Origin of the sequence: Planomonospora antibiotica (genome assembly GCF_014647955.1) — a bacterium.
Classification (GTDB): domain Bacteria; phylum Actinomycetota; class Actinomycetes; order Streptosporangiales; family Streptosporangiaceae; genus Planomonospora; species Planomonospora parontospora.
This window is the reverse complement of the sequence record NZ_BMQE01000008.1, coordinates 55597-76982: the sequence shown is the minus strand read 5'-3', so window position 1 is coordinate 76982 and position 21386 is coordinate 55597. Positions and strand designations below refer to the sequence as shown.

Below are 21386 nucleotides of genomic sequence, written 5' to 3'. Positions count from 1 at the left end.
CCTCATCCCGCGGGGCCGGCCGGGCCCGTCGGCGGCTCCTCCAGCAGGACGACCATGGGGAGCAGCCAGGACGTCCGGGGCACGCCCATCTGCAGGTCCAGCTCCTCGGGGCTGGGCATCCTGTCCTTGAGCGCGTGCGGCGGGAGCAGGCACCGCAGCGCGTCCATGAGCAGATTGGCCATGGAGTAGCCGGGATCGGCCTCGTGCGCGCGGGCCAGGGCGACGCTCGCCAGGGCGGAGTCTCCGTCGCGCCAGGCGGCCATGGCGAGCAGCGACGCGGCCGGTGGCACGAACCTCGGCTCCAGCCTGCGGGTGAGGTCCTGCCAGAGCCTGCGGTGCGCGTCGTGGGCGTCGTCGGTGATCAGCGCCCACGCCTCGTCCCGGATCCGGATCACGGCCAGGTCGAACCCGAGCCTGGCCGCCTGCTCGTCGTCGAGCCGCCCGCCCGCGGCGTAGACCTCGATCGCCGTGCGCACGCGGGCCGTCCCGTCGGCGACGAGCTCCGCCGCGAGCCCGTCGGGGTCCTCGCAGCCGGCGATGCGCCGGCGCAGTTCCTCCGCGACGCGGCCGGTGACCGCGCGCATCGCCGTCCGGGCGGTCCCGCCGACGGGGGCGAGCGAGCGTTCCAGAGTCTCCCGGTCGGGCAGCGCCACCAGCCCGTGCGCGACGGCGCGGACCGCGACCGCACCGGCCTCGCGGTCGTACGGCGCGCCGGAGGGAGGGCAGCAGTCGGTGCGTGAGCAGACGTAGGACCAGTAGCGGCCGTCCTCCACCCGGAGCGCGTCGACAAGCCCGATCCCGCCCTCCCGGAACAGGGCGACGGCCGCGTCCGCCGCCGGGGTCACCAGCGGGCCGGAACCGTAGCCGGCGACGATGACCTGGGTGATCTCCTCCTTGCGGAGCAGCGGGAGGATCCGGCCGAGATCGCGGTCGGCCAGCGGCAGGTCCCACCGGACGGTGAGGTGCACGCGGCCCTTGGGCGGAGAACCGCGCAGGCCTATCACGACGAGGCTCTCGGCGGGGTGGAAACCCAGCAGGTAGGGCACCGCGCCGAGGACGTCCTCGGTGGAGCCGAGCAGCAGGTCGGGCGGGCCGGCCGGGAGGCCCGGCGAGGCGGTGGTGTGGGTCGTCATGGCAGACAGCATCGCCGGGCCGGGGCCGGTCCTCCCCTCTCCGCCGCGGCCCTGTGGACGACCGGTGGCCGGCCGGCGCGCCTGTGGACGAGGCCCCTTTCCGAAAGGCCCGGCGGGGTCAGAGACGACCCGGCGGAGGCCCGGTCGCCGGCATCAGAGACGACCCGGCGGAGGCCCGGGCGGCGAGCTCCGGGGCGGAAGGCGACCCGGAGGGGCCTGCGGCGGGGGGCCGCCCGGCGGGAAGGCCTGGCGCGGGGTGGTCCCGGCGGGCGGACCGCCGGCGGCCAGCCGCGTGCGGACCATGATGGCCGCCCCCGCGACGGCGGCGGGCATGGCGACCACCGCGCCCAGCGGGATGAGGAAGAGCAGGAACAGGAGCACCCCGAAACCGAGCGCGAGCGCCTTGTCCCCGCGGAGCAGCGCGAACCGGCTCCTGCGGGCCAGGCCCCTGCGCTCCATGGCCAGTGCGGTGAGCTCGACCGTGAGGAAGAAACCCGAGACCATGGCGCCCAGCACCGGGACCACGGTCTGCCCGATCACCGGCACGAAGCCCAGGAAGAACAGCGGGACCGTGAACAGCAGCACGTATCCGAGGGTGACCAGGCTGTCCTTGACCGATCGCGGGATCGATCTCCACAGCGGCAGCTCGTGTCCGGTGGGCACCTCGCCGTAGGTCCGCTCGACCCTCTCCGAGAGCTTCTCGTAGAACGGCTCGCCGACGACCAGGGTCACCGCGGCGAAGGTCACCACGGCCAGCACGAGCCCCGCCCCGAAGACCACCGCGCCGACCATGATCCGGAAGGTGTTCCGGAGCCCTTCGCCCCATCCGTCGGCGAACGGCGTCAGCCACCCGGCCAGGTCGCCGGCGCTCGTTCCCAGGAAGTAGAGCCCCACGGCGTAGAGCACGAACACGATCAGCGCCGGGATCAGGCCGAACAGCCACCACCCCGGGTTGCGCGCGACCCAGCGCAGTCCCTGGAGGAAGAACCCCATACCGCCGGTGAAGGAGCGGATTACACCCATGCCGCGAAGATTATCGGGATCCGCCGCCCGCCGCGCGACGCCAGAGGTCGGGGACGGAGACGCCCAGGGTGGAGAGGAGACGGCGCAGGAGCGGGAGGGAGATGCCCAGCACGTTGCCGTGGTCGCCGTCGATGCCCTCGACGAACCAGCCCCCCGGGCCGTCCAGGGTGAACGCCCCCGCGACGCGCAGGGGCTCGCCGGTGGCGACGTAGGCGTCGATCTCGGCGTCGTCCGGGGTGCCGAAGCGGACCGTCGTGGCGCCGACCTCGGCGGCCTCCCTGCCGGTGGCTGTGTCGATCACGCAGTGCCCGGTGAGCAGGCGGCCGCTCCGGCCGCGCATGTGCCGCCAGCGTGCCGCGGCGTCCTCGGACGAGGAGGGCTTGCCGTACGCTCCGCCGTCGAGCTCCAGGACCGAGTCGCAGCCGATCACCAGGGGGCCGGCCAGGTCCCGCGCCACCGCCGCGGCCTTCGTCCTGGCCAGGGTGAGGCAGAGCTCGGCGGGGGTGTCCGCGGTGACGGCGTCCTCATCCACGCCGCTGACGATCACTTTGGGATCGAGCCCGGCGCTGCGGAGCAGGGCGAGGCGGGCGGGCGAGGCCGAGGCGAGCACGAGCTGGGTCACGGCGCCCACCCTATCGGCGTCCGCCCGCGCGCCGGTCCGCCGCCGGGCGGGGCCCGTCCGCCAGGGGACGGGTTCCGGGCCCTACAGCCGCTCGACGGAGAGGGCCGCGGTGTTGATGTCGCGCCAGCGCTTGCGCTGGGCGTCGGGGATCGTCACGAAGACCATGGCGGGCTTGGCCCGGCCGGACTCGCTCAGGACCACCGCGGCCATGGAGGAGCGGCTCTTGCCCTTCACCTTGTACGTCACCCGGTAGGCGAGCAGCCAGCCGTCCTCGAGCGGCTGGGAGGCGCTCCAGTGGAGCCTGCTCCCCTTGGGGTGGTGGTTGAGCGTCCAGCGCGCGGCCAGGATGGCGGTGTCCTTCAGGCTCGCCTGCGCCTCGATCGGCACCGGGCAGCTCACCAGCATCGCCCGGTGCCCCGCGCCCTTCACCGGGGGCAGCACCTGCTTGGTCGAGAACGGCGAGGCGCCGTAGGTCTTCCACGGCTTGCCCAGCCGGACCAGCGACACGCCGGACTTCTCGTCCTCGACGCGGCGCTTGGACGGCAGCGCCTTGCCGGGGAACCGGGCGAGCTTCCTGTCGCGCGGCGGCCCTGGCACGCGGGGATCCGCCAGCGCGGCGGTCACGGCGCTGCCGTCCGGTGTCGGGCCGGGAGAGGGCGACGCCGCGGCGGGAGAGGAGGTCGCCGCGAGGGGCGAGGGGGTCGCCGCCGGAGGGGAGGGCTGCGGCGAACCGAGGCCGGGCGAGGGCACCGCGGCGGATGGCGCGGCGACCCGCCCCGGCGCCTCCTCGCCCGGCCGGTCAGCGGAGTCGGAGGACACGAACCCGACCAGGACGGCGATCGCGGCCACCACCACCGCGGTGACCCCCGCCAGGACGCGGTAGATCACGCGCATCGGCAGGTCGCCGATCCGGGAGCGCTTCACCGGCGATGCCGGACGGACGGGCGGTGTCTCAACGACGATCTTGGGCAGCTCGGACGTCTCCGCCTCGGCCGCCATATACGTGGGGGCGACACCCGTCTCCCGGGCCCCCGGAGTACCACCCAACCCATCGAGCACGATCGGGAGCGTACGACAAATCCTCTTTTCTCGTCCGCGATACCCATCACACTTCGGGAACGAGTGGGTTCCGCTCGCCTTCCGATTCGGGCACGGGAGCCGCTCCCGCCCAGCCCCCGTCCAGCCCCCGCTCGGTCTCCCCCGGTCCCCCCGGTCTCCCCCGGTCTCCCCCGGTCTCCCCCGGTCTCCCCCGGTCCGCCTCCTCCCGCCCCCTCGCCTGGCGGCCCTCCTCCCGTTCCGGTCGCCGCCCGGCCGCTACCCGGAGGCCGCGCCCCGGAGGGAGCCGCCCGCACGGGAGCCGCCGGGGCGCAGCCACGGGGCGTCCGCGACCACGGTGCACGAGCCGGGCTCGATCTCGGTGAAGCCCGCGTCCCGGACCACCGGCAGGTCCCCGCCGGACAGGGCCGCCCAGGCCGCCGGGTCGGCCGTCCGCACGGCGAGCGCGAACCCCCGCCCGCGCCACTCCCGCCGGACCTCCTCGCCTGCCCCCCACCAGGCGAACTGGGCGGCGTGCCCGGCCTGGGCCATCGCCTTCCCCGCCGACATCGCGAGCTGGGGGTTGATCCAGAGCACCGCCCCCTCCCCCGGCGGCCCGGGTTCGGCGGAGTCCGCCAGCTCGGTTCCGGAGACCTGGAGCCTCGCCAGCTCCCGGGGCCAGGCGTCCAGCGGGACCGGCGGATGGACCCGTACCTCGGCGGTGCCGTGCGCGACGGTCAGGCCCGGCAGTTCGAGCACGCGCCGCCACTCGGCTCCGCGCGCCCGCCGTACGACCTTCCTGATCCGGCCCCGTTCCCAGCTCCGCACGGCCTCGGCCCACTCTCCGCCCTCCGCCGCCCGGGCGTCGCCGAGCAGGGCCAGTACGGCCAGCGCGGCGGCCTCCAGCGCGTCGGTCCGCTCGGGCGGCGCGGCCCTCTCGATCCGCACCACCAGGGGAAGGACCCTCTGCTCCGCCGTGTCGTATTCGCTCACGCCTTCAAGGATGCCCTCCGCGGGGCGAGGCGGGGCCGGGGGGCGGGGCGCCGGCCCCCCGGTCAGAGGTCCGGCGGGGATGCGGCCCGGCGCCCGGTGGAGATCCGAGCCGCGGTCAGGGGTCGCTCTCCGGAAGGGAAAGAGAAAAAGCTCTTTCCGGCCAGATGATCACCTAAAGTGACGAGAGTCCCACTCTCGGATGGCATCGCGACCAGGAAATACACCACTTCCCCGATGCACCCCCTCCCCGGATGGATGCCACCTATCACTCTCCGTCATCCCACATATTGGGATTATTCGGGCAAAGGTTACGTTTTTCCTGATAATCACCTATTTCAGGGTTTCGCGCTTCACGCCCGACTTTGTTACAGCTTGGGACGGTAGCGGTCTCAGGTCTGCAACACACCCCGAGTCCCACTTGTCCGACTGCAAGTCATGATGGTCAGCTTTGCTCAATCATGCTGGCGGCTGTTCTCACATCGAATCCCTAAGGAGTGCTGCCGTGTTCCACACGCGGACATCTGGCAAGTTTCTAGCTGCAGTGGCGGGAGGTGCACTCCTGCTGAGCGCCTGCGCGGGCGAGAACTCGGCGAGCGAACCCGCCACCTCGGGTTCGGCCTCGGCCTCCGCTCCCGCGGCGCAGACGGTCACCTACGCCTACGAGCAGGAGTTCCACTCCTACAACAACAACACCACCGCCGAGAACGCCACCCGTAACGCCGGCCCGCTGCAGCGCGTGCTGACGGGCTTCTGGATCTACGGGGAGAACGGCAAGATCACCCCGAACACGGACTTCGGCACCTACGAGAAGACCTCCGACGACCCGCTGACCGTCGAGTACACGATCAACGACAAGGCCGTCTGGTCGGACGGCACGCCGATCGACTGCGACGACGTCATGCTCTGGTGGGCCTACAAGTCCGGCAAGGTCAAGGGCTTCTCCTCCGCCGACACCAACGGCGTGCAGGACACCAAGACCCCCGAGTGCGAGAAGGGTGGCAAGAAGTTCACCCTGGTCTACAGCAAGCCCTTCGCCGACTGGCACGCCAACGGCCCCGCCACCGCCGAGGTCATGCCGGCCCACGTGATCGCCAAGCAGGACGGGCTGTCGGAGGAGGACTTCATCGCCGCGGTCAAGGACTTCGACGACAAGAAGCTCGCCAAGGGCATCAAGTTCTTCAACGAGGGCTGGGTCATCGAGGGCTCGCTGCCCGACCCCGCTCTGATCCCCTCCTCCGGCCCGTACAAGCTCTCCAAGCTGGACGCCGGCCAGTCGCTGACCTTCGTGGCCAACGACAAGTGGTGGGGCGCCCCGCCGGCGACCCCGACCGTCGTCGAGCGCTTCATCGCCCTGGACGAGCAGGCCCAGGCGCTGCAGAACCGCGAGGTCCAGATCGTCGAGCCGCAGCCCGGCCCGGACGTGCTCAACCAGCTCAACGCACTGGAGGGCGTGAAGGTCAACGCCACCACCCAGTACACCTACGAGCACCTGGACTTCAACTTCGACTCCAGCCCGTTCAAGGACAAGGCGCTGCGTGAGGCCTTCGCCAAGTGCGTGCCCCGGCAGCTGATCGTCGACAACCTGATCAAGCCGGTCGACCCCAACGCCAAGACCCTCGACATCCGCAACGTCGCGCCGTTCCAGAGCAACTACGCCCCCGTTCTGCAGGCCAGCGGCGGCCCCGGCGCCTACGCCCAGCAGGACATCGAGGGTGCCAAGGCCCTCCTGGAGAAGGCCGGCAAGACCGGGCTCAAGGTCAAGATCGGCTACCAGACCCCGAACCCGCGCCGCACCGCCGCGGTGCAGCTCATCGCCGACTCCTGCAACAAGGCCGGCTTCAAGATCGAGGACGGCGGCTCCGAGGACTTCTTCGGCACCGTGATGCCCGCCAACAACTACGACGTCGCGCTGTTCGCCTGGTCCGGCTCCTCGCTGGTCAGCGGCTGGGCCTCCACCTTCACCACGCCGAAGAAGTGCGACGGCGAGAGCAAGGGCAACAACAACGGCTGCTACTCCAGCAAGAAGGTCGACGAGCTCGTCGCGCAGCTGAACTCGACCGTCGACGTGGCCGCCCAGGACCCGATCATCGCCGAGATCGAGAAGAACCTCTGGGCCGACCTCGCCACCATCCCGCTGTTCCAGCACCCGGGTCTGAGCGCCTGGGACGAGACCCTGCAGGGCGTCGTTCCGAACCCCGCGCAGTCGACCATCACCTGGAACATGGACAAGTGGGCGATGTCGTAGGCGTCGTAGCCTGCCCGTCGTCCTAGGTCCCGCAGACCGCACGTGCGGTTGACGGAACACCCACCCCCAGGGCCGGAACCGGAGAATCACCAGACTCCGGTCCCGGCCCTGGTCCGCACATACAGTCCCCTCACAGAGCAGGAGGTGACGGAATGATCGTCTTCATCGCGCGGAGACTGGTCATCTCGTTCTTCGTCCTCCTGGCGGCCACCGTCATCATGTTCGTTCTCACGGCGCTCTCGGGCGATCCGTTGGAAGACCTCCGCCAGGACGCCAGCCCCAACAAGGCCGCGAAGATCGCGGACCGCACCGAACGCATGCAGCTCGACGAACCGATCCCCGTCCGCTACCTCAGCTGGCTGGGCAACATCGTCCGCGGCGACCTCGGCGTCAACCGCGACGGCCACGATGTGGCGACCATGCTCGGCGAGGCCCTGTCGGCCACGCTCCAGCTCGTCGTCGCCGCCACCGTGATGGCCATCATCATCGGCGTGATCATCGGCATCATCTCGGCGCTCCGCCAGTACAGCGGCTTCGACTACACCGTCACCTTCGCCGCCTTCGTCTGCTTCTCGCTCCCGATCTTCTGGATCGCGGTCATGCTCAAGCAGTACATGGCCATCGAGTTCAACAACTGGCTGAAGGACCCGGCCATCCCGCCGGCGATCATCGGCGCCCTCGCCCTCCTGTCCGGCCTGGTCTTCGGCGCCCTCACCGTCGGCGACCGCAGACGGCGGCTGATCTCCTTCGCCGTCGGCCTCGCCGTCGGCGGCGCGCTGTTCGCGTTCCTGTCGGTGACCCGCTGGTTCGCCGACCCGGGCTTCGGACTCCCGCTCACCCTCGCGATCGCGCTCGCCGGGGCGGTGGGCTTCACCGTCCTGGCCGCCGGGCTGCGGCAGCGCGGACCCCTCTACGCCGCCCTGGCCGCCGCCGTCATCGGCGCGGCCTCCTCGGAGGTCCTCGGCCCGCTGCTGGCCGACCCCAGCTGGCTGGAGATCGCCGGTCTCGCCCTGCTGACGGTCGCGGTCTGCGCCGGCCTCGGGTACGGCATCGGCGGGCTCCAGCGCCGTCAGGCGATCACCGCCGCGGTGCTGACCGGCCTGTTCACCGGCGGCGTCGTCTTCGTCGACCGCATGCTCCAGGCCTTCAACGGCTACAGCGCCGCGGTGCGCGGCCGCCCGATCTCCACGATCGGCGCCCGCACGCCGAACTTCGAGAGCGACTTCTGGCAGATGAACCTGGACACCGCCGGTCACCTGCTGCTGCCGACCATGGCGCTCATCCTGATCTCGCTGGCGACCTACACCCGCTACAGCCGGGCGAGCATGCTGGAGGTCATGAACCAGGACTACGTCCGGACCGCCCGCGCCAAGGGCCTGCCCGAGCGGACCGTCGTGGTCAAGCACGCCTTCCGCAACGGGCTCATCCCGATCACCACCCTGATGGCCGTCGACTTCGCCGGCGTCATCGGCGGCGCCGTCGTCACCGAGAACGTCTTCGGCTGGCAGGGCATGGGCAACCTGTTCATCGACGGGCTCCGCGAGGTCGACCCCGCACCGGTCATGGCGTTCTTCATCGTCACGGGGACCGCGATCGTCGTCTTCAACATGATCGCCGACATCCTCTACGCCTACCTCGACCCGCGCATCCGGCTGTCCTGAGATCGGAGAACCATCATGACGCTCAATGCGCAGGCACCGGGGCCCGACACCGCCCCCGACGCGCAGGGCATGACCATCACCGCCCGCACCCAGGGACAGATGGTCCGCCGCCGGTTCTTCCGGCACCGCGCCGCCCTCGCCGGAATGATCATCTTCGGCTTCGTGGTCGTCCTGGCGTTCAGCTCGATCGGCTTCGCCGGCATCCCCGGCTGGTGGGACAAGAGCTACCTCGACACCGGCGCGCTGGTGAACCAGGGCAAGCCCACCCTCAGCCTGGTCCCCGAGTTCCTCGGCGGGGAGGGCCTCCGCATCGGCGAGCACCCCTTCGGCCAGGACGACATCGGCATCGACTACTTCGCGCTGACCATGCGCGGCGCCCAGCAGTCGCTGATCATCGCGTTCCTCGTCGGCGTCGTCGCCACCGCCATCGGCACCGTCGTCGGCGCCGTGGCCGGCTACTTCCGCGGCGCGGCCGAGGCCACGCTCATGCGCCTCACCGACGTGATGATCACCATCCCGGTGCTCATCATCGCGGCGGTGATCGGCCGGATGATGGGCGACAGCGGCGCCGTCGTCCTCGGCCTCTTCCTGGGAGTGGTGCTCTGGCCGACGCTGGGCCGCCTGGTCCGCGGCGAGTTCCTCTCCCTGCGGGAGAAGGAGTTCGTCGAGGCCGCCCGGGCGGTCGGCACCTCCGCCAAGCGGATCATCTTCCGGCACATCCTGCCGAACACGGTCGGCGTCATCATCGTCGCCGCGACGCTCTCGGTGGCCAACGCGGTGCTGCTGGAGTCGGCGCTGTCCTTCCTCGGCCTCGGCGTCCAGGCGCCGGACACCTCGCTCGGCCAGCTCATCAGCCGCTACCGCAGCGCCATGGTGACCCGTCCGTGGCTGTTCTGGTGGCCCGGCCTGTTCATCATCCTGATCGCGCTCTCGATCAACTTCATCGGTGACGGCCTGCGCGACGCCTTCGACCCCCGACAGACCCGGGTGCGTGCCTAATGACGACTTCCCCGAACGTGCCGATCGAGCCCCGCGCGGACGACCCGCACGCATTCGAGCTCTCCTCCCACGTGACCGACTCCGCCGAGGAGGTGCACGTCGGCCTGACGCTGGACGCCGTGCGCCCGCCGTCGGAGGAGGAGATCCTCAAGGTCGAGGACCTGACCGTGGAGTTCCCCACCGAGGACGGCGTCGTGCACGCGGTCCGGGGCGTCTCCTACACCCTGCGCGAGCGCGAGGTGCTCGGCATCGTCGGCGAGTCCGGCTCCGGCAAGTCGGTCTCGTCGCTGGCCGTCATGGGCCTGCTGCCCAGGAGCGCCCGGGTCAAGGGGCGGATCCTGTTCCGCGGCGACGACATGCTGAAGATGTCCGCCCGCAAGCAGCGCGGCCTGCGCGGCCGGAAGATCGCCATGGTCTTCCAGGACCCGATGACCGCGCTGAACCCCGTCTACACCATCGGCGACCAGCTGGCCGAGGCCGTGCTCGCGCACGAGCTCATGCCGCGCAAGACCGCGCTGGCCCGGGCCAGGGAGATGCTCGACCTGGTCGGCATCCCGCAGGCCGAGGCGCGGCTGCGCAGCTACCCGCACGAGTTCTCCGGCGGCATGCGGCAGCGCGCGATGATCGCCATGGCGGTCATCAACAACCCGGACGTCATCATCGCCGACGAGCCGACCACGGCCCTCGACGTGACCGTCCAGGCGCAGATCCTGGAGAAGCTCCTGGAGGTCAAGGACGCGGTCAACGCCGCCATCGTGCTGATCACGCACGACCTGGGCGTCATCGCGGGCATGGCCCACCGGGTCCTGGTCATGTACGCCGGGCGCCCGGTCGAGCTCGGCGACACCGACCCGGTGTTCGAGGAGCCCCGCATGCCGTACACCGCGGGCCTGCTCGGCTCGATCCCCTCGCTGGACAAGGGCAGCGGCTCGGCCCGGCTCCGCCCGATCAAGGGCACCCCGCCGTCGCTGATCAACCTGCCGAGCGGCTGCCCCTTCTCGCCGCGCTGCCCGCTGGCCACGGACGTCTGCCGGACCTCCGAGCCGCCGCTGGCCGAGACCGACAGCGGCGGGCACTACGCGGCCTGCCACCACTGGGACCGGCTGGCCGCGGCCGAGGACCCGACCGAGTTCTTCCGCACCGAGAGTGAGACCGTGGCATGAGCGTGAAGACCGAGGAGACGCCCGCGCCCCAGCGCGAGCCGGACACCGGCGCCCACCTGCTCGAGGTCAAGGACCTGGTGATGAACTTCCCGGTCCGCGGCGGCGGTCTCCTGCGCCGGGTGGTGGCCCAGGTCCAGGCCGTCAGCGGGGTCTCCATGCACGTGGACGAGGGTGAGACCCTCGGCGTGGTGGGCGAGTCCGGCTGCGGCAAGTCCACGACGGGCCGCGCCATCCTCCAGTTGCACAGGCCCACCTCCGGCTCGGTCCGGTTCCAGGGCCGGGAGCTGGTCGGCCTGTCGGCCAAGCAGCTCCAGCCGGTGCGGCGGGACATGCAGATCGTCTTCCAGGACCCGTACGCCTCGCTCAACCCGAAGCTGCCGGTCAACGACATCATCGCCGAGCCGCTGAAGGTCCACGGGCGCTGGAAGGACGGCGGCCCGGACCGGGTGGCGGAGCTGCTGCGCCTGGTCGGGCTCAGCCCCGAGCACGGCAACCGCTACCCGCACGAGTTCTCCGGCGGCCAGCGCCAGCGCGTCGGCATCGCCCGCGCCCTGGCGCTGGAGCCGAGGCTGCTGGTGCTGGACGAGCCGGTCTCGGCGCTGGACGTGTCGGTCCAGGCGGGCGTGGTGAACCTGCTGGAGGACCTGCAGGAGCGGCTCGGCCTGGCCTACATCTTCATCGCGCACGACCTGTCGGTGGTCCGCCACATCTCCGACCGGGTCGCGGTGATGTACCTGGGCAAGGTCATCGAGACCGGTCCCCGGGACGACCTCTACGACCGCCCCGCGCACCCCTACACGCAGGCGCTGCTCTCGGCCGCCCCCACGGCCAACCCGAAGGAGGAGCGCGCCCGCGAGCGCGTCATCCTCACCGGCGACGTGCCCAGCCCCCTGAACCCGCCGAGCGGCTGCCGCTTCCGCACCCGCTGCTGGAAGGCCCAGGAGATCTGCGCCGTCGAGGAGCCCGCCCTCGTCGACCGGGGCAACGGCCACCCCGTGGCCTGCCACTTCGCGGAGGTCACCGTCCGCTGACCGTACCGCGGAGAGCCGCGGAGGGCCGCAGAGGCATGGTCAGCGAGCCTCCGCGATCCTCGCGTGCCGTGCCGGGGCGAGCCGTACGGGAACCCTCCCGTACGGCTCGCCCGCGTTCTCAGGCTCTTCCCCGGTTCTCCTGGTTCGCCGGATTCCCCGGCTCCTGGGACAATCCCCCCATGCGGTTCGGTGTCCTGGGGGCTCTGGAGGTCCGGCTCGGCGACGGGCGCGCCGTCGCCGTCGGCGGGCCCCGGCTGCGGGCGCTGCTGGCCCTGCTGCTGCTCGACGCCGGACGGGTCGTCACCGTCGAGCGGCTGGTCGGCGGCCTCTACGGCGACGACCGGGTCCCCGGCGACTCCGTGGGGGCCCTCCAGGCGCAGGTCTCCCGGCTCCGCGCCCTCCTCGGCGACGGCGGCGGCCGTGGCGGCGGCGGCGACAGCGGTCGTGGTGAGCTGGTCGTCCGCCACCCGGCGGGCTACCTGATCGCCGTCGACCCCGAGGCCGTCGACGCGTGCCGGTTCGAGCGGCTGGCCGCCGAAGGCCGCCGCGCGCTCTCCGCCGGCGACCCGGAGCGCGCCTCGGCGCTGCTGGAGGAGGCGCTCGGCCTCTGGCGCGGGCCCGCGCTGGCCGACGTCGGCGACGCGCCGTTCGCCGCGGCGCAGGCCGTACGGCTGGAGGAGGCGCGCCTGGCCGCCGCCGAGGACCGCGCGGAGGCCGGGCTGGCGACCGGCCGCCACCGGGAGGCGGTGACCGCGCTCCAGGAGCTGGTCGCCGCGCACCCCCTGCGGGAGCGGCCCGCCGGGCAGCTCATGCGGGCGCTGTACGCGTGCGGCAGGCAGGCCGACGCGCTGGCGGTGTTCGAGGGGATCCGGCGGCGGCTCGCCGAGGAGCTCGGCGCCGACCCGTCCGCCGAACTGGCGGCGACCCACCTCGCGATCCTGCGGGCCGACCCCTCCCTCGCCGCCGCCGGAGCCACCGGCACCGCGGGTGCCGCGGGTGCCGCGGGTGCCGCGGATCATCCCCCGGACCGGCCTCGCGGGCTGCCGGCCCACCTCACCCCGCTGATCGGCCGCGCGGACGAACTGGAGCGGATCCGGGCCCTGCTCGGCGGCGACCGGCTGGTCACGCTCACCGGTCCCGGCGGGACCGGCAAGACCAGGCTCGCCACCGAGGCCGCCGGGCGCCTGGACGGCGAGGTCCGCTTCGTGGAGCTCGGACCGCTCAGCGACGGCGCGGAGGTGCCGCAGGCGGTGCTCGGCGCGCTCGGACTGCGTGAGACCGGTCTGCTCTCGGCGCCGAACCGGCAGCAGCCCGCGCCCGACCCGACCGGCAGGCTGGTCACCGCGCTCGCCGACCGGAGCCTCCTGCTGGTCCTCGACAACTGCGAGCACGTGGTGGACGACGCCGCGCGCCTCGCCGACCGGCTGCTGAGCGCCTGCCCGGGGGTCCGGGTGCTGGCCACCAGCCGGGAGGCGCTCGGCATCACGGGCGAGGTGCTCTGCCCCGTCCCGCCCCTGGAGCTGCCCGGACCGGGCGACCCCCCGGAGCGGGCGGCCGCGGTGCGGCTGTTCGCGGAGCGGGCCTCGGCCGTGCGTCCGGACTTCACCCTGGGCTCCGGCGGGGAGCCCGGTGCGGGCGACGCCACCGCCCGGGCCGTCGTGCAGATCTGCCGGTCCCTCGACGGCCTGCCCCTGGCGATCGAGCTGGCCGCGGCCAGGCTGCGCTCGCTCACCGCCGTGGAGATCGCCGCCCGGCTCGACGACCGCTTCCGGCTGCTGTCGCGCGGCAGCCGTACGGCGCAGCCCCGCCACCGGACGCTGCACGCGGTCGTGGGCTGGAGCTGGGACCTGCTGGACGAGGACGAGAGGACGCTGGCCAGGCGGCTGACCGTCTTCGCGGGCGGGGCCACCCTGGAGGCGGCCGAGCGGGTCTGCGGGGTGGCCGACGCCGACGGCGTCCTCGCCTCGCTCGTGGACAAGTCCTTCGTCGAGGTGGTCGGCGGGCGCTACCGGATGCTGGAGACGATCCGCGCCTTCTGCGCCGAGCGGCTCGCCGAGGCGGGCGAGGAGGAGCGGCTGCGCCGGGCCCACCTGGACCACTTCCTCGGCCTCGCCGAGACCGCCGACCCCCACCTGCGCCGCGACGGGCAGCTGGAGTGGCTGGAGCGGCTGGACCACGAGCACGACAACCTGCACGCCGCGCTGCACCGGGCGATCAGGGCAGGAGATCTCGGACCGGCCCTGCGGCTGCTCTCCGCCCTGACGTGCTACTGGTGGCTGCGCGCCCTGCGCAGCGAGGCGTCCGCGCTCGCCCGCGACCTCCTGGACGGGCTCGGCGCCGGTCCTCCGGCCGGGCTGGCCGACGAGTACGCCCTGTGCGTGATGACCGCCGTCTCGGGCGGCGGCGGGGACCGCCGGCTGGACGCCCGTCTGGAGACCGTCCGGAAGATCATGACCGAGCGGGACACCATGCCCCGGCAGCCGTTCGCCAACGTCCTGTGGGCGATGGTCGCCGGACCGCCGGAGCCGGAGGTCGCCCAGGAGATGATGCGCCGCTGGGAGCGGATCGAGCTGGACGATCCGTGGCTCTCGGCGATCGGCCACTTCGGATGGGCGTACTTCCGGCTGTTCGACGGGGATCTGGAGGAGGCCGGGCAGGAGTTCGCCCTCGCGCTCGCGGACTTCCGGTCCGTCGGCGACCGGTGGGGCATGGCGCAGGCGATCTCCGGCCTGGCCGACATCGCCGGCCGGCGCGGGGAGCGGGCGAAGGCCTCCTCCCTGACGGACCAGGCGCTGGCCCTCGCCGAGCGGCTGGGCGCCACCCTCGACGTGGCCGAGCTGCTGCACCGCCGCGCCGACGGACGGCTCCGCGACGGGGACACCGCGGGGGCGCGCGCCGACTACGAGCGGGCGGCCGAGCTCGGGCGGCGGGCGGGCGCCTGGGAGGTGCTGGCCGCCGCCCACCTCGGACTGGGCGAGATCGCCCGGTTCCGGGGCGACCTGGACGAGGCGCGCCGCAGTTGCGAGGCGGCGCTCGCCCAGTGCTCGGCGGGGTGGTTCGACGTCGAGGAGACGCGGGCCCGCGTGTGCATCGCGCTGGGGTGGGTGGCCGAGGCGGAGGGCGACGCCGCCGGGGCCCTGGCCTGGTACCGGCGGGCGTTCACGACCGGGCGCGGGACCCGCGACCTGACTCTGGCGGCCCGCGTCGCCGAAGGCCTCGCCGGGGTGGCGATGCTGGAGCGGGACGGCGAGCGGGCCGCCCTGCTGCTGGGCGCGGGCGCCGCGCTGCGGGGCCTTCCCTCCGCGGACGATCCCGACGCCGTCCGGGTCGCCGCCCGGTGCCGCGCCCTGATCGGCGACGCCGCCTACGAGGCGGCCCGCGCGCGGGGCGCCGAGGCGGTCCGCGGCGGCGGGTCCGTCCTCGGCGCCGCGCCGCGCCCGGCGCCGCTCACCGTCATCGGTGAGCACCTGTCCGCACTCGGTCGATGATCCGTCAGCAGCCGGTCGATGTCCGTCCGTACTCGGTCGATGACCCGTCAGCAGCCGGTCGATGTCCGTTAGTGCTCGGTCAGTGCTCGGTCGGTGATCCGTCAGCGCCGTCGCCGACGCTGACGGCATGAGAAACGACTCCCGCAAGTGGGGCACGCTCGTGATCGCGTGCCTGGCCATGCTGATGCTCTCCGTCGACCTGACCGTGCTCCACCTCGCCGTGCCCAAGCTGGTCGAGGACCTGGCCCCGTCGGCGACCCAGCAGCTCTGGATCGCCGACGTGTACGGCTTCGCGCTGGCCGGGCTGCTGGTCACCATGGGCAACCTGGGCGACCGGATCGGACGCCGGCGGCTGCTGCTGGCCGGCACGGCCGCGTTCGGCGCCGCCTCCCTGGTGACCGCCTACGCCCCCACCCCCGAACTGCTCATCGCCGCGCGGGCGCTGCTGGGCGTCGCGGGAGCCACCATCATGCCGTCGACCCTCTCGCTGATCCGCAACGTCTTCACCGACTCCACGGAGCGGACCACCGCGGTGGGCATCTGGAGCAGCATCGGCGCGGCCGGCTTCGCCCTCGGCCCGCTGGTGGGCGGCGCCCTGCTGAACGAGTTCTTCTGGGGATCGGTCTTCCTGATCAACCTGCCGGTGGTCGCGGTGATCCTCGTCGCGGGGCTGGCCGTGCTGCCCGAGTCGCGCAACCCGCGTCCCGGCCGGATCGACCTGGTGAGCGTGCCGCTGTCCTTCACCGGGATCGTCGCGGTCGTCTACGCGCTGAAGGAGGCCGCGCACGGGGGCGTCGGCCAGACCCCGGTGATCGCGGCGGCCGTGGTCGGCCTCGTCACGCTGGCGGTGTTCGTCCGCCGGCAGGCCCGGCTGGCCGAGCCGCTCATCGACGTCCGGCTCTTCCGCAACCGCGCGTTCTCCGCCGCGGTCGGCTCCACGCTCGTCGCCATGTTCGCCATGATCGCCATGTCGCTCCTCTTCGCCCAGTACTTCCAGCTCGTCCTGGGCTGGTCGCCGCTGGCGGCGGGCCTGGCGGGCCTGCCCGGCGGGGTGGGGGCCGCGATCGGCGGATCGGCCGCGGCCCCGCTGATCAGCAGGATGGGACGCGCCCGGACCGTCGCGCTGGGCATGGCGCTGGCCGCGGCCGGGTTCGCCCTCTACAGCCAGGTGGGCCTCGAGGTCCACTACCCCTACCTCGCCGCCACGATGATCCTCACCAGCACCGGCATCGGGCTGACCTTCGCCGTCGTCAACGACACCGTCATCGCCTCGGCGCCCCGGGAGCGCGCCGGAGCCGCCGCGGCGATCTCCGAGACCGCGAGCGAGATGGGCGGCGCCCTGGGCATCGCCGTACTCGGGACCGTGCTGAGCAGCGCCTACCGCGGCGGGCTGGAGCTGCCCGCCGGGCTCCCCGCCGGAGCCGCGGAGCAGGTCCGCGACACGCTCGGCGGCGCGCTCGCCACCGCCGCGACGCTGCCCGGGGAGCTCGCCGGAGCCGTCGCCGGCGCCGCGCGGCAGGCGTTCGTCGACGCCCTGCAGACGACCGTGCTCACCGGGGCGGGCATCCTCGCCGTCCTCGCGGTGGCGTCCCTGTTCGCGCTGCGGGGCGTGCCCAAGGTCCTCGACGAGACCCCCGAGCCCAGCCGCGCCTGACGCCGGAGCCGTCCGGAACGCGGGAGGGCGGCCGGAGCCCTCCCTCCCGCGAGGGGTGATCGTTCCCGGGCCGCCGGGCGGCCGCACGCCTCAGGTGTGCAGCGCCCTTCGTACGGCGGCGTCCACCAGTTCGCGGATCTCCTGCTCGGTGAAGATGTCGGGCAGGGTCAGCCGCTCCACGATGAGCCAGTTGAGCGCGAGGTACAGGAGCACCACCGAGGTCGGGTCGCCGGGCAGGCCCGAGGCGGCGTGGTGGCCGATGTTGGCGTCGATGTCCTCGCGGATGCGCCTGGTCAGCACGGCGCGCAGCTCGGGGCGCCGGGTGGACTCCAGCCGGAGTTCCAGCAGGGCCAGGTAGCCGGAGTCGAAGGCGGAGACCCGGTCCACCAGTTCGTGCATGAGCTCGGCGTAGCGGGTCTCGTCCTGCGCGCCCTGCCGGCTGCGGGCGATCGCGGCCTCGTCGGGCAGCAGCCGTTCGTAGATGCGCCCGCCGATCTGGGTGAACAGATCATCGCGGTTGGCGAAGTAGTTGGAGGCCGTGCCCGGGGGCACGGCCGCCTCCACGTCGACGGCCCGGAAGGTCAGTCCGCGCGCTCCCTCCCTGGCCAGGACCTCGATGGCCGCGTCGATCAGCGCCTGCCGCCGCTCAGGATTCTTCCGCACTTGACACCACTCCGCTTGTAGTACTACGTTTCAACCACTACAGACAGAGTACTACATCAGGAGTTATCGAATATGCGAAAGCTCGTCTACTACATCGGCGTCTCCCTCGACGGCTACATCGCAGGTCCCGACGCCGAGTTCGACTTCTACCCGGTGTCGGAGGAGATGGCCGCCTGGATCAACGCGCGCTACCCCGAGACTCTCCCCACCCACATCCGCAGGCTCGTCGGCCTCGACGACGTGCCCAACAAGGTCTTCGACACGCTGGTGATGGGCCGCGGCACCTACGAGCCGGCCCTGGACGTCCCCACCACCAGCCCCTACTCGCACCTGCGCCAGTACGTCGTCTCCAGCACCCTGACGATCGACGACCCCACGGTGCGGGTGGAGGCCGGCGACCCGATCGGGCTCGTGCGGCGGCTGAAGGCCGAGGACACCGGCATGGACATCTACCTCTGCGGCGGCGGCAGGCTCGCCGCCTCCCTGCTCCCGGAGATCGACGAGATCATCCTCAAGAGCTATCCCGTGGTGGCCGGCGGGGGCATCCCCATGTTCGCCGGAGGGTTCAGCCCCACCCTGTTCACCCCCACCCGACGCGAGTCCTTCGACAACGGCACCCAGGTCACCTGGCTCACCAGGGCGTAGAACCGCAGGGAGGAAGCTGGAGGGACCGGGGCAGGTCGGCCGTGCTCCCGTCAGGGTCGTGAACGCGGGCCACCCGCCGCCCCTCGGGGCACGCCGGTCGAGACGACCGGAGAGCCCAGGAGCCGGATCAGCCGCTCGGCGTCGAGGTACACGGTGATGCCGCCGATCAGCCCTCCGGACACGTCCAGCAGGACCAGCCCGAACGGCGTGCGGGAACCGTCGGGACCGGGCCGCAGCTGCCAGAACGCCGGCGATCCGTTCGCCTCGACCGGGACGAGGCTCGCGCCTTCGCAGGACGCCGCCGGGCTCAGCAGGGCCTGCCTGATCCGGTCACGGCCGCGGAGCCACCAGGTGAAGGGCGGCATCGACATCGTCGCGTCCTCGTGGAGCAGGGCCACCAGCCCGGCGACGTCGTGCCGCTCGAAGGCCGTGCAGTAGCGGGCGAGCAGCTCGCGCTGCGCGGGATCGGACGGCCGGAACGGCTCGCCCGGCGGGACGCCGACCGCTCTGAGCGTCGCCCTCGCCCGCTGCAACGCACTGGTCACCGATGCGGTGGTGGTCTCCAGGAGGCGCGCGACCTCCTCGGCCTTCCAGCACAGCACGTCACGCAGGATCAGCACCGCCCTCTGCCGGGGCGGCAGGTGCTGCAGCGCGGCGACGAACGCCAGGCGGATCGTCTCGCGCCGCACGGCCGCCTCTTCCGGACCGTCGTCCGCCGGCAGCACGAGGCCGTCCGGAACCGGCTGGATCCAGACCCGCTCCGGCAGCGGCGCACCGATGCCCGTCCCGGCGTCCGCCGCCCGGCTGAGATCCATGGCCAGGGCCCGGCGCTGCGCGCTGCGCAGCATGTCGAGACAGACGTTGGTGGCGATGCGGTAGAGCCAGGTCCGCAGCGACGCCCGCCGCTCGTCGTAGCGGTCGAACGACCGCCAGGCACGCAGCAGCGTCTCCTGCACCGCGTCCTCCGCCTCGAAGCCGGAACCCAGCATCCGGTAGCAGTAACCGGTCAGCTCGGTCCGGAACGGCTCCAGCCGGGAGCCCTCACCGGTCGACGTCTCCACCACCCCTCGACCCTAGGCGCCGCCACCGACACATCCGGCGGCGACCGATGGCTTCCCGGCTCCGCAGCCGTATCTCCTTGCGGAGAGCGCGGCGGGGCCTGCGCGCGGTTCTCCGGCGAGCCGGGGCGGGCCGGGCGACGCTCGGCGCCCCCGCACCGGACGGACACGCCGGGTGGCGAAAACGCGAGATCCCGCCCGATCGGGGTGATCGGGCGGGATCTCGTCAACGGACTCCAGGCCGTTTCGAGAACGGCCCCGAGGTGGAGCTATGGGGATTCGAACCCCAGACCTCCTCCATGCCATGGAGGCGCGCTACCAGCTGCGCCATAGCCCCTCGGTGCGCGCTCGGGGCGTTCACCCCAGCGGCACCACGCCAGTGTATAGGACAACCGCCCGCACCCCGTAACCGCCGGGCACGGCCGGCGGTCACGGCTCCCGGGGACGGCCCTACCCGAGTGCGGCGGCCCGGTCGATCAGGCGGGCCAGCTCGGTCACCATCGGGTCCTCGGTCGTCTCCGCCAGGCGGGCCGCGTGCCCGCCGAGCTCGCGGAGGCCGAGGCCGGCCGTCGCCTCGCGGGAGCGCAGGTGCTCGGCGAAGGACGCGGCCACCACGTCCACCTGGAACCGGGGCGACGTCCCCTCCCACAGGGCGCCGGACAGGTCGCCCTCGTCCAGCGACCGGCTGGCCTCGGCGGGGTGGCGGGTGTCGGGGTCCTGCCAGCGCACGGTCGCCGTCGCCAGCTGGCCGGACGCCCCGGCGCGCAGCCTCACCCGGTACAGGGCCGTCACCGAGTGGCCCGGTCCTATCTCGCCGCCGTCCCGGGCGTCGTCGCGGAAGTCCTCGGCCGCCAGCTCCCGGTTCTCGTAACCGATGAGGCGGTAGGACTCCACGACCGAGGGGTTGAAGGCGACCTGGGCCTTGGCGTCGCGAGCCCGCAGGTCGAGGGTCGTGGTGAGCCGCTCGGCGAAGACCTCGCGCGCGTCGTCGGCCGAGCCGACGTAGACGGCGGCGCCGTCGCCGTTGTCGGCCAGCTGCTCCATCAGCGCGTCGCCGTACTCGCGGCCGACCCCGACGCAGAGCAGGGTGATCCGCCTTCCAGCGGACTCCTTGACCCGGTTCAGGATGCCCTGCCAGCTCGTCTCACCGGTGTTGGCCAGGCCGTCGGAGAGCAGGATGACCCGGTTGGTGGCCATCGACCGGAACGTCCGGGCCGCCTCGGCGTAACCCGCGGTCAGTCCCGCCTCCAGGTTCGTCGACCGCCGTACGGTCAACCGCTCGACGGCCGCGTGCAGTTCGGCCCTGCCGGTGGCCGGGGTCATCGGGACGAGCGTCTCCGCCTCGTCGCTGAAGGCCACGACGGCGACCCGGTCCCCCGGTCCCAGCTGGTCGACGAGCCTGTGCAGCGACTCCCGGACCAGGTCGAGCCGTCCGGGCTCGGCCATCGAACCGGACACGTCCACCACGAAGGTCAGGTTCGCCGGGCGCCGCGTCTCCGGGTCGGCTCCGCGGGTCTGCAGGCCGACCCGGACCAGCGCGGCCCCGCTGCCCGGCAGGCGCGCCCCGTCCAGGTGCACGGCGAAGCCGTCCCCGCCGGGCTCGGCGTAGTCCTGCCGGAAGGAGTTGACGAACTCCTCCGGCCTGACCTGGGAGGGGTCGGGCCGGCCGCCCTCGGTGAGGATCCGCCTGGCGTGGCCGTAGGAGGCGGTGTCCACGTCGAGGGCGAAGGTGGAGACCTGCCCGGGAGCGGAGTCGCGTTCCTCGGGAGCGCCGGTCTCCGCGGGCTCCGGGGCTCCGGCCTCCCGGCCCGCCGGCCGCTCCGGCGAGGCGGCGGCCTCGCCCTGCTGGATCCTCGGCTCTCCGACGGGCTTGCTGGTGCCGCTCTCCGACGACGGCCCGCCGCACGCGGCGGCGAGCAGCAGGGCGATCACGGCGAGGATGATGGCGGGCGGGCGGATCTTCATGTCGCCTC

General features: G+C 72.9%; 16 protein-coding genes and 1 tRNA gene. 8 read left to right on the top strand and 9 right to left on the bottom strand.

All coding sequences use genetic code 11. The annotated features are described in order from the left end of the window. Positions 1 to 2: 2 nt before the first annotated feature. From IEZ06_RS10075 to IEZ06_RS10055, 5 genes are all read right to left on the bottom strand, one after another. Complete coding sequence (locus tag IEZ06_RS10075; protein WP_189236412.1) at positions 3 to 1133, bottom strand: DUF4192 domain-containing protein; 1131 nt, start codon at positions 1131 to 1133, stop codon at positions 3 to 5. Positions 1134 to 1286: 153 nt separating this feature from the next. After that, positions 1287 to 2156: an EI24 domain-containing protein gene (locus IEZ06_RS10070; RefSeq protein WP_189236411.1), complete on the bottom strand. Its 870-nt coding sequence runs from the start codon at positions 2154 to 2156 to the stop codon at positions 1287 to 1289. 10 nt (positions 2157 to 2166) lie between these two features. Beyond that, a complete protein-coding gene (locus tag IEZ06_RS10065) occupies positions 2167 to 2778 on the bottom strand; it encodes a Maf family protein (RefSeq protein ID WP_189236410.1) in 612 nt (203 codons plus the stop codon). 81 nt (positions 2779 to 2859) lie between these two features. Then, positions 2860 to 3837, bottom strand: coding sequence for a hypothetical protein (locus tag IEZ06_RS10060; RefSeq protein ID WP_189236409.1), 978 nt, complete (start codon positions 3835 to 3837; stop codon positions 2860 to 2862). 255 nt (positions 3838 to 4092) lie between these two features. Further along, the gene (locus IEZ06_RS10055; RefSeq protein WP_203871878.1) at positions 4093 to 4806 is read right to left on the bottom strand and encodes a peptidyl-tRNA hydrolase; all 714 of its coding nucleotides are present in this window, start codon (positions 4804 to 4806) and stop codon (positions 4093 to 4095) included. Positions 4807 to 5347: 541 nt separating this feature from the next. Between IEZ06_RS10055 and IEZ06_RS10050 the strand changes: the two genes are divergently transcribed. From IEZ06_RS10050 to IEZ06_RS10020, 7 genes are all read left to right on the top strand, one after another. Then, entirely contained in the window at positions 5348 to 7051 is a 1704-nt protein-coding gene (locus IEZ06_RS10050; RefSeq protein ID WP_229797916.1) for an ABC transporter family substrate-binding protein, read from the top strand. A gap of 152 nt (positions 7052 to 7203) precedes the next feature. Next, positions 7204 to 8712 (top strand): ABC transporter permease, encoded by a 1509-nt coding sequence (locus IEZ06_RS10045; protein WP_189236407.1) that lies wholly within the window; start codon positions 7204 to 7206, stop codon positions 8710 to 8712. Positions 8713 to 8727: 15 nt separating this feature from the next. Then, positions 8728 to 9711 (top strand): ABC transporter permease, encoded by a 984-nt coding sequence (locus tag IEZ06_RS10040; RefSeq protein WP_189236406.1) that lies wholly within the window; start codon positions 8728 to 8730, stop codon positions 9709 to 9711. Further along, the gene (locus tag IEZ06_RS10035; protein ID WP_189236405.1) at positions 9711 to 10874 is read left to right on the top strand and encodes an ABC transporter ATP-binding protein; all 1164 of its coding nucleotides are present in this window, start codon (positions 9711 to 9713) and stop codon (positions 10872 to 10874) included. The genes IEZ06_RS10040 and IEZ06_RS10035 overlap by 1 nt, the downstream gene beginning before the upstream one ends. Then, a complete protein-coding gene (locus IEZ06_RS10030; RefSeq protein ID WP_189236404.1) occupies positions 10871 to 11905 on the top strand; it encodes an ABC transporter ATP-binding protein in 1035 nt (344 codons plus the stop codon). Before IEZ06_RS10035 ends, IEZ06_RS10030 begins: the two co-directional genes overlap by 4 nt. 179 nt (positions 11906 to 12084) lie before the next feature. Next, the gene (locus IEZ06_RS10025; protein ID WP_189236403.1) at positions 12085 to 15393 is read left to right on the top strand and encodes an ATP-binding protein; all 3309 of its coding nucleotides are present in this window, start codon (positions 12085 to 12087) and stop codon (positions 15391 to 15393) included. 127 nt (positions 15394 to 15520) lie between these two features. Next, the gene (locus IEZ06_RS10020; protein WP_189236402.1) at positions 15521 to 17047 is read left to right on the top strand and encodes an MFS transporter; all 1527 of its coding nucleotides are present in this window, start codon (positions 15521 to 15523) and stop codon (positions 17045 to 17047) included. Positions 17048 to 17137: 90 nt separating this feature from the next. Here IEZ06_RS10020 and IEZ06_RS10015 read toward each other — a convergent pair whose 3' ends face one another. Continuing rightward, complete coding sequence (locus IEZ06_RS10015; protein ID WP_189236401.1) at positions 17138 to 17710, bottom strand: TetR/AcrR family transcriptional regulator; 573 nt, start codon at positions 17708 to 17710, stop codon at positions 17138 to 17140. Between the two features lie 72 nt (positions 17711 to 17782). On the opposite strand from IEZ06_RS10015, the gene IEZ06_RS10010 reads away from it, so the two are divergent. Then, on the top strand, positions 17783 to 18355 hold the full coding sequence (locus IEZ06_RS10010; protein WP_189236400.1) for a dihydrofolate reductase family protein: 573 nt from the start codon (positions 17783 to 17785) through the stop codon (positions 18353 to 18355). A 50-nt stretch (positions 18356 to 18405) separates the two neighbouring features. Here IEZ06_RS10010 and IEZ06_RS10005 read toward each other — a convergent pair whose 3' ends face one another. From IEZ06_RS10005 to IEZ06_RS09995, 3 genes are all read right to left on the bottom strand, one after another. Then, positions 18406 to 19419: a sigma-70 family RNA polymerase sigma factor gene (locus IEZ06_RS10005; protein ID WP_203871879.1), complete on the bottom strand. Its 1014-nt coding sequence runs from the start codon at positions 19417 to 19419 to the stop codon at positions 18406 to 18408. A gap of 258 nt (positions 19420 to 19677) precedes the next feature. After that, positions 19678 to 19750 (bottom strand) — tRNA-Ala (locus tag IEZ06_RS10000). A gap of 113 nt (positions 19751 to 19863) precedes the next feature. Continuing rightward, positions 19864 to 21378, bottom strand: coding sequence for a vWA domain-containing protein (locus tag IEZ06_RS09995; protein ID WP_189236399.1), 1515 nt, complete (start codon positions 21376 to 21378; stop codon positions 19864 to 19866). Positions 21379 to 21386: the final 8 nt, after the last annotated feature.

Bases quoted from the DNA above. Each gene is read 5' to 3' on its own strand.
- IEZ06_RS10075 (WP_189236412.1), bottom strand. From the start codon at position 1,133: ATGACGACCCACACCACCGCCTCGCCGGGCCTCCCGGCCGGCCCGCCC.
- IEZ06_RS10070 (WP_189236411.1), bottom strand. From the start codon at position 2,156: ATGGGTGTAATCCGCTCCTTCACCGGCGGTATGGGGTTCTTCCTCCAG.
- IEZ06_RS10045 (WP_189236407.1), top strand. From the start codon at position 7,204: ATGATCGTCTTCATCGCGCGGAGACTGGTCATCTCGTTCTTCGTCCTC.
- IEZ06_RS10040 (WP_189236406.1), top strand. From the start codon at position 8,728: ATGACGCTCAATGCGCAGGCACCGGGGCCCGACACCGCCCCCGACGCG.
- IEZ06_RS10035 (WP_189236405.1), top strand. From the start codon at position 9,711: ATGACGACTTCCCCGAACGTGCCGATCGAGCCCCGCGCGGACGACCCG.
- IEZ06_RS10030 (WP_189236404.1), top strand. From the start codon at position 10,871: ATGAGCGTGAAGACCGAGGAGACGCCCGCGCCCCAGCGCGAGCCGGAC.
- IEZ06_RS10025 (WP_189236403.1), top strand. From the start codon at position 12,085: ATGCGGTTCGGTGTCCTGGGGGCTCTGGAGGTCCGGCTCGGCGACGGG.
- IEZ06_RS10020 (WP_189236402.1), top strand. From the start codon at position 15,521: ATGAGAAACGACTCCCGCAAGTGGGGCACGCTCGTGATCGCGTGCCTG.
- IEZ06_RS10010 (WP_189236400.1), top strand. From the start codon at position 17,783: ATGCGAAAGCTCGTCTACTACATCGGCGTCTCCCTCGACGGCTACATC.
- IEZ06_RS09995 (WP_189236399.1), bottom strand. From the start codon at position 21,378: ATGAAGATCCGCCCGCCCGCCATCATCCTCGCCGTGATCGCCCTGCTG.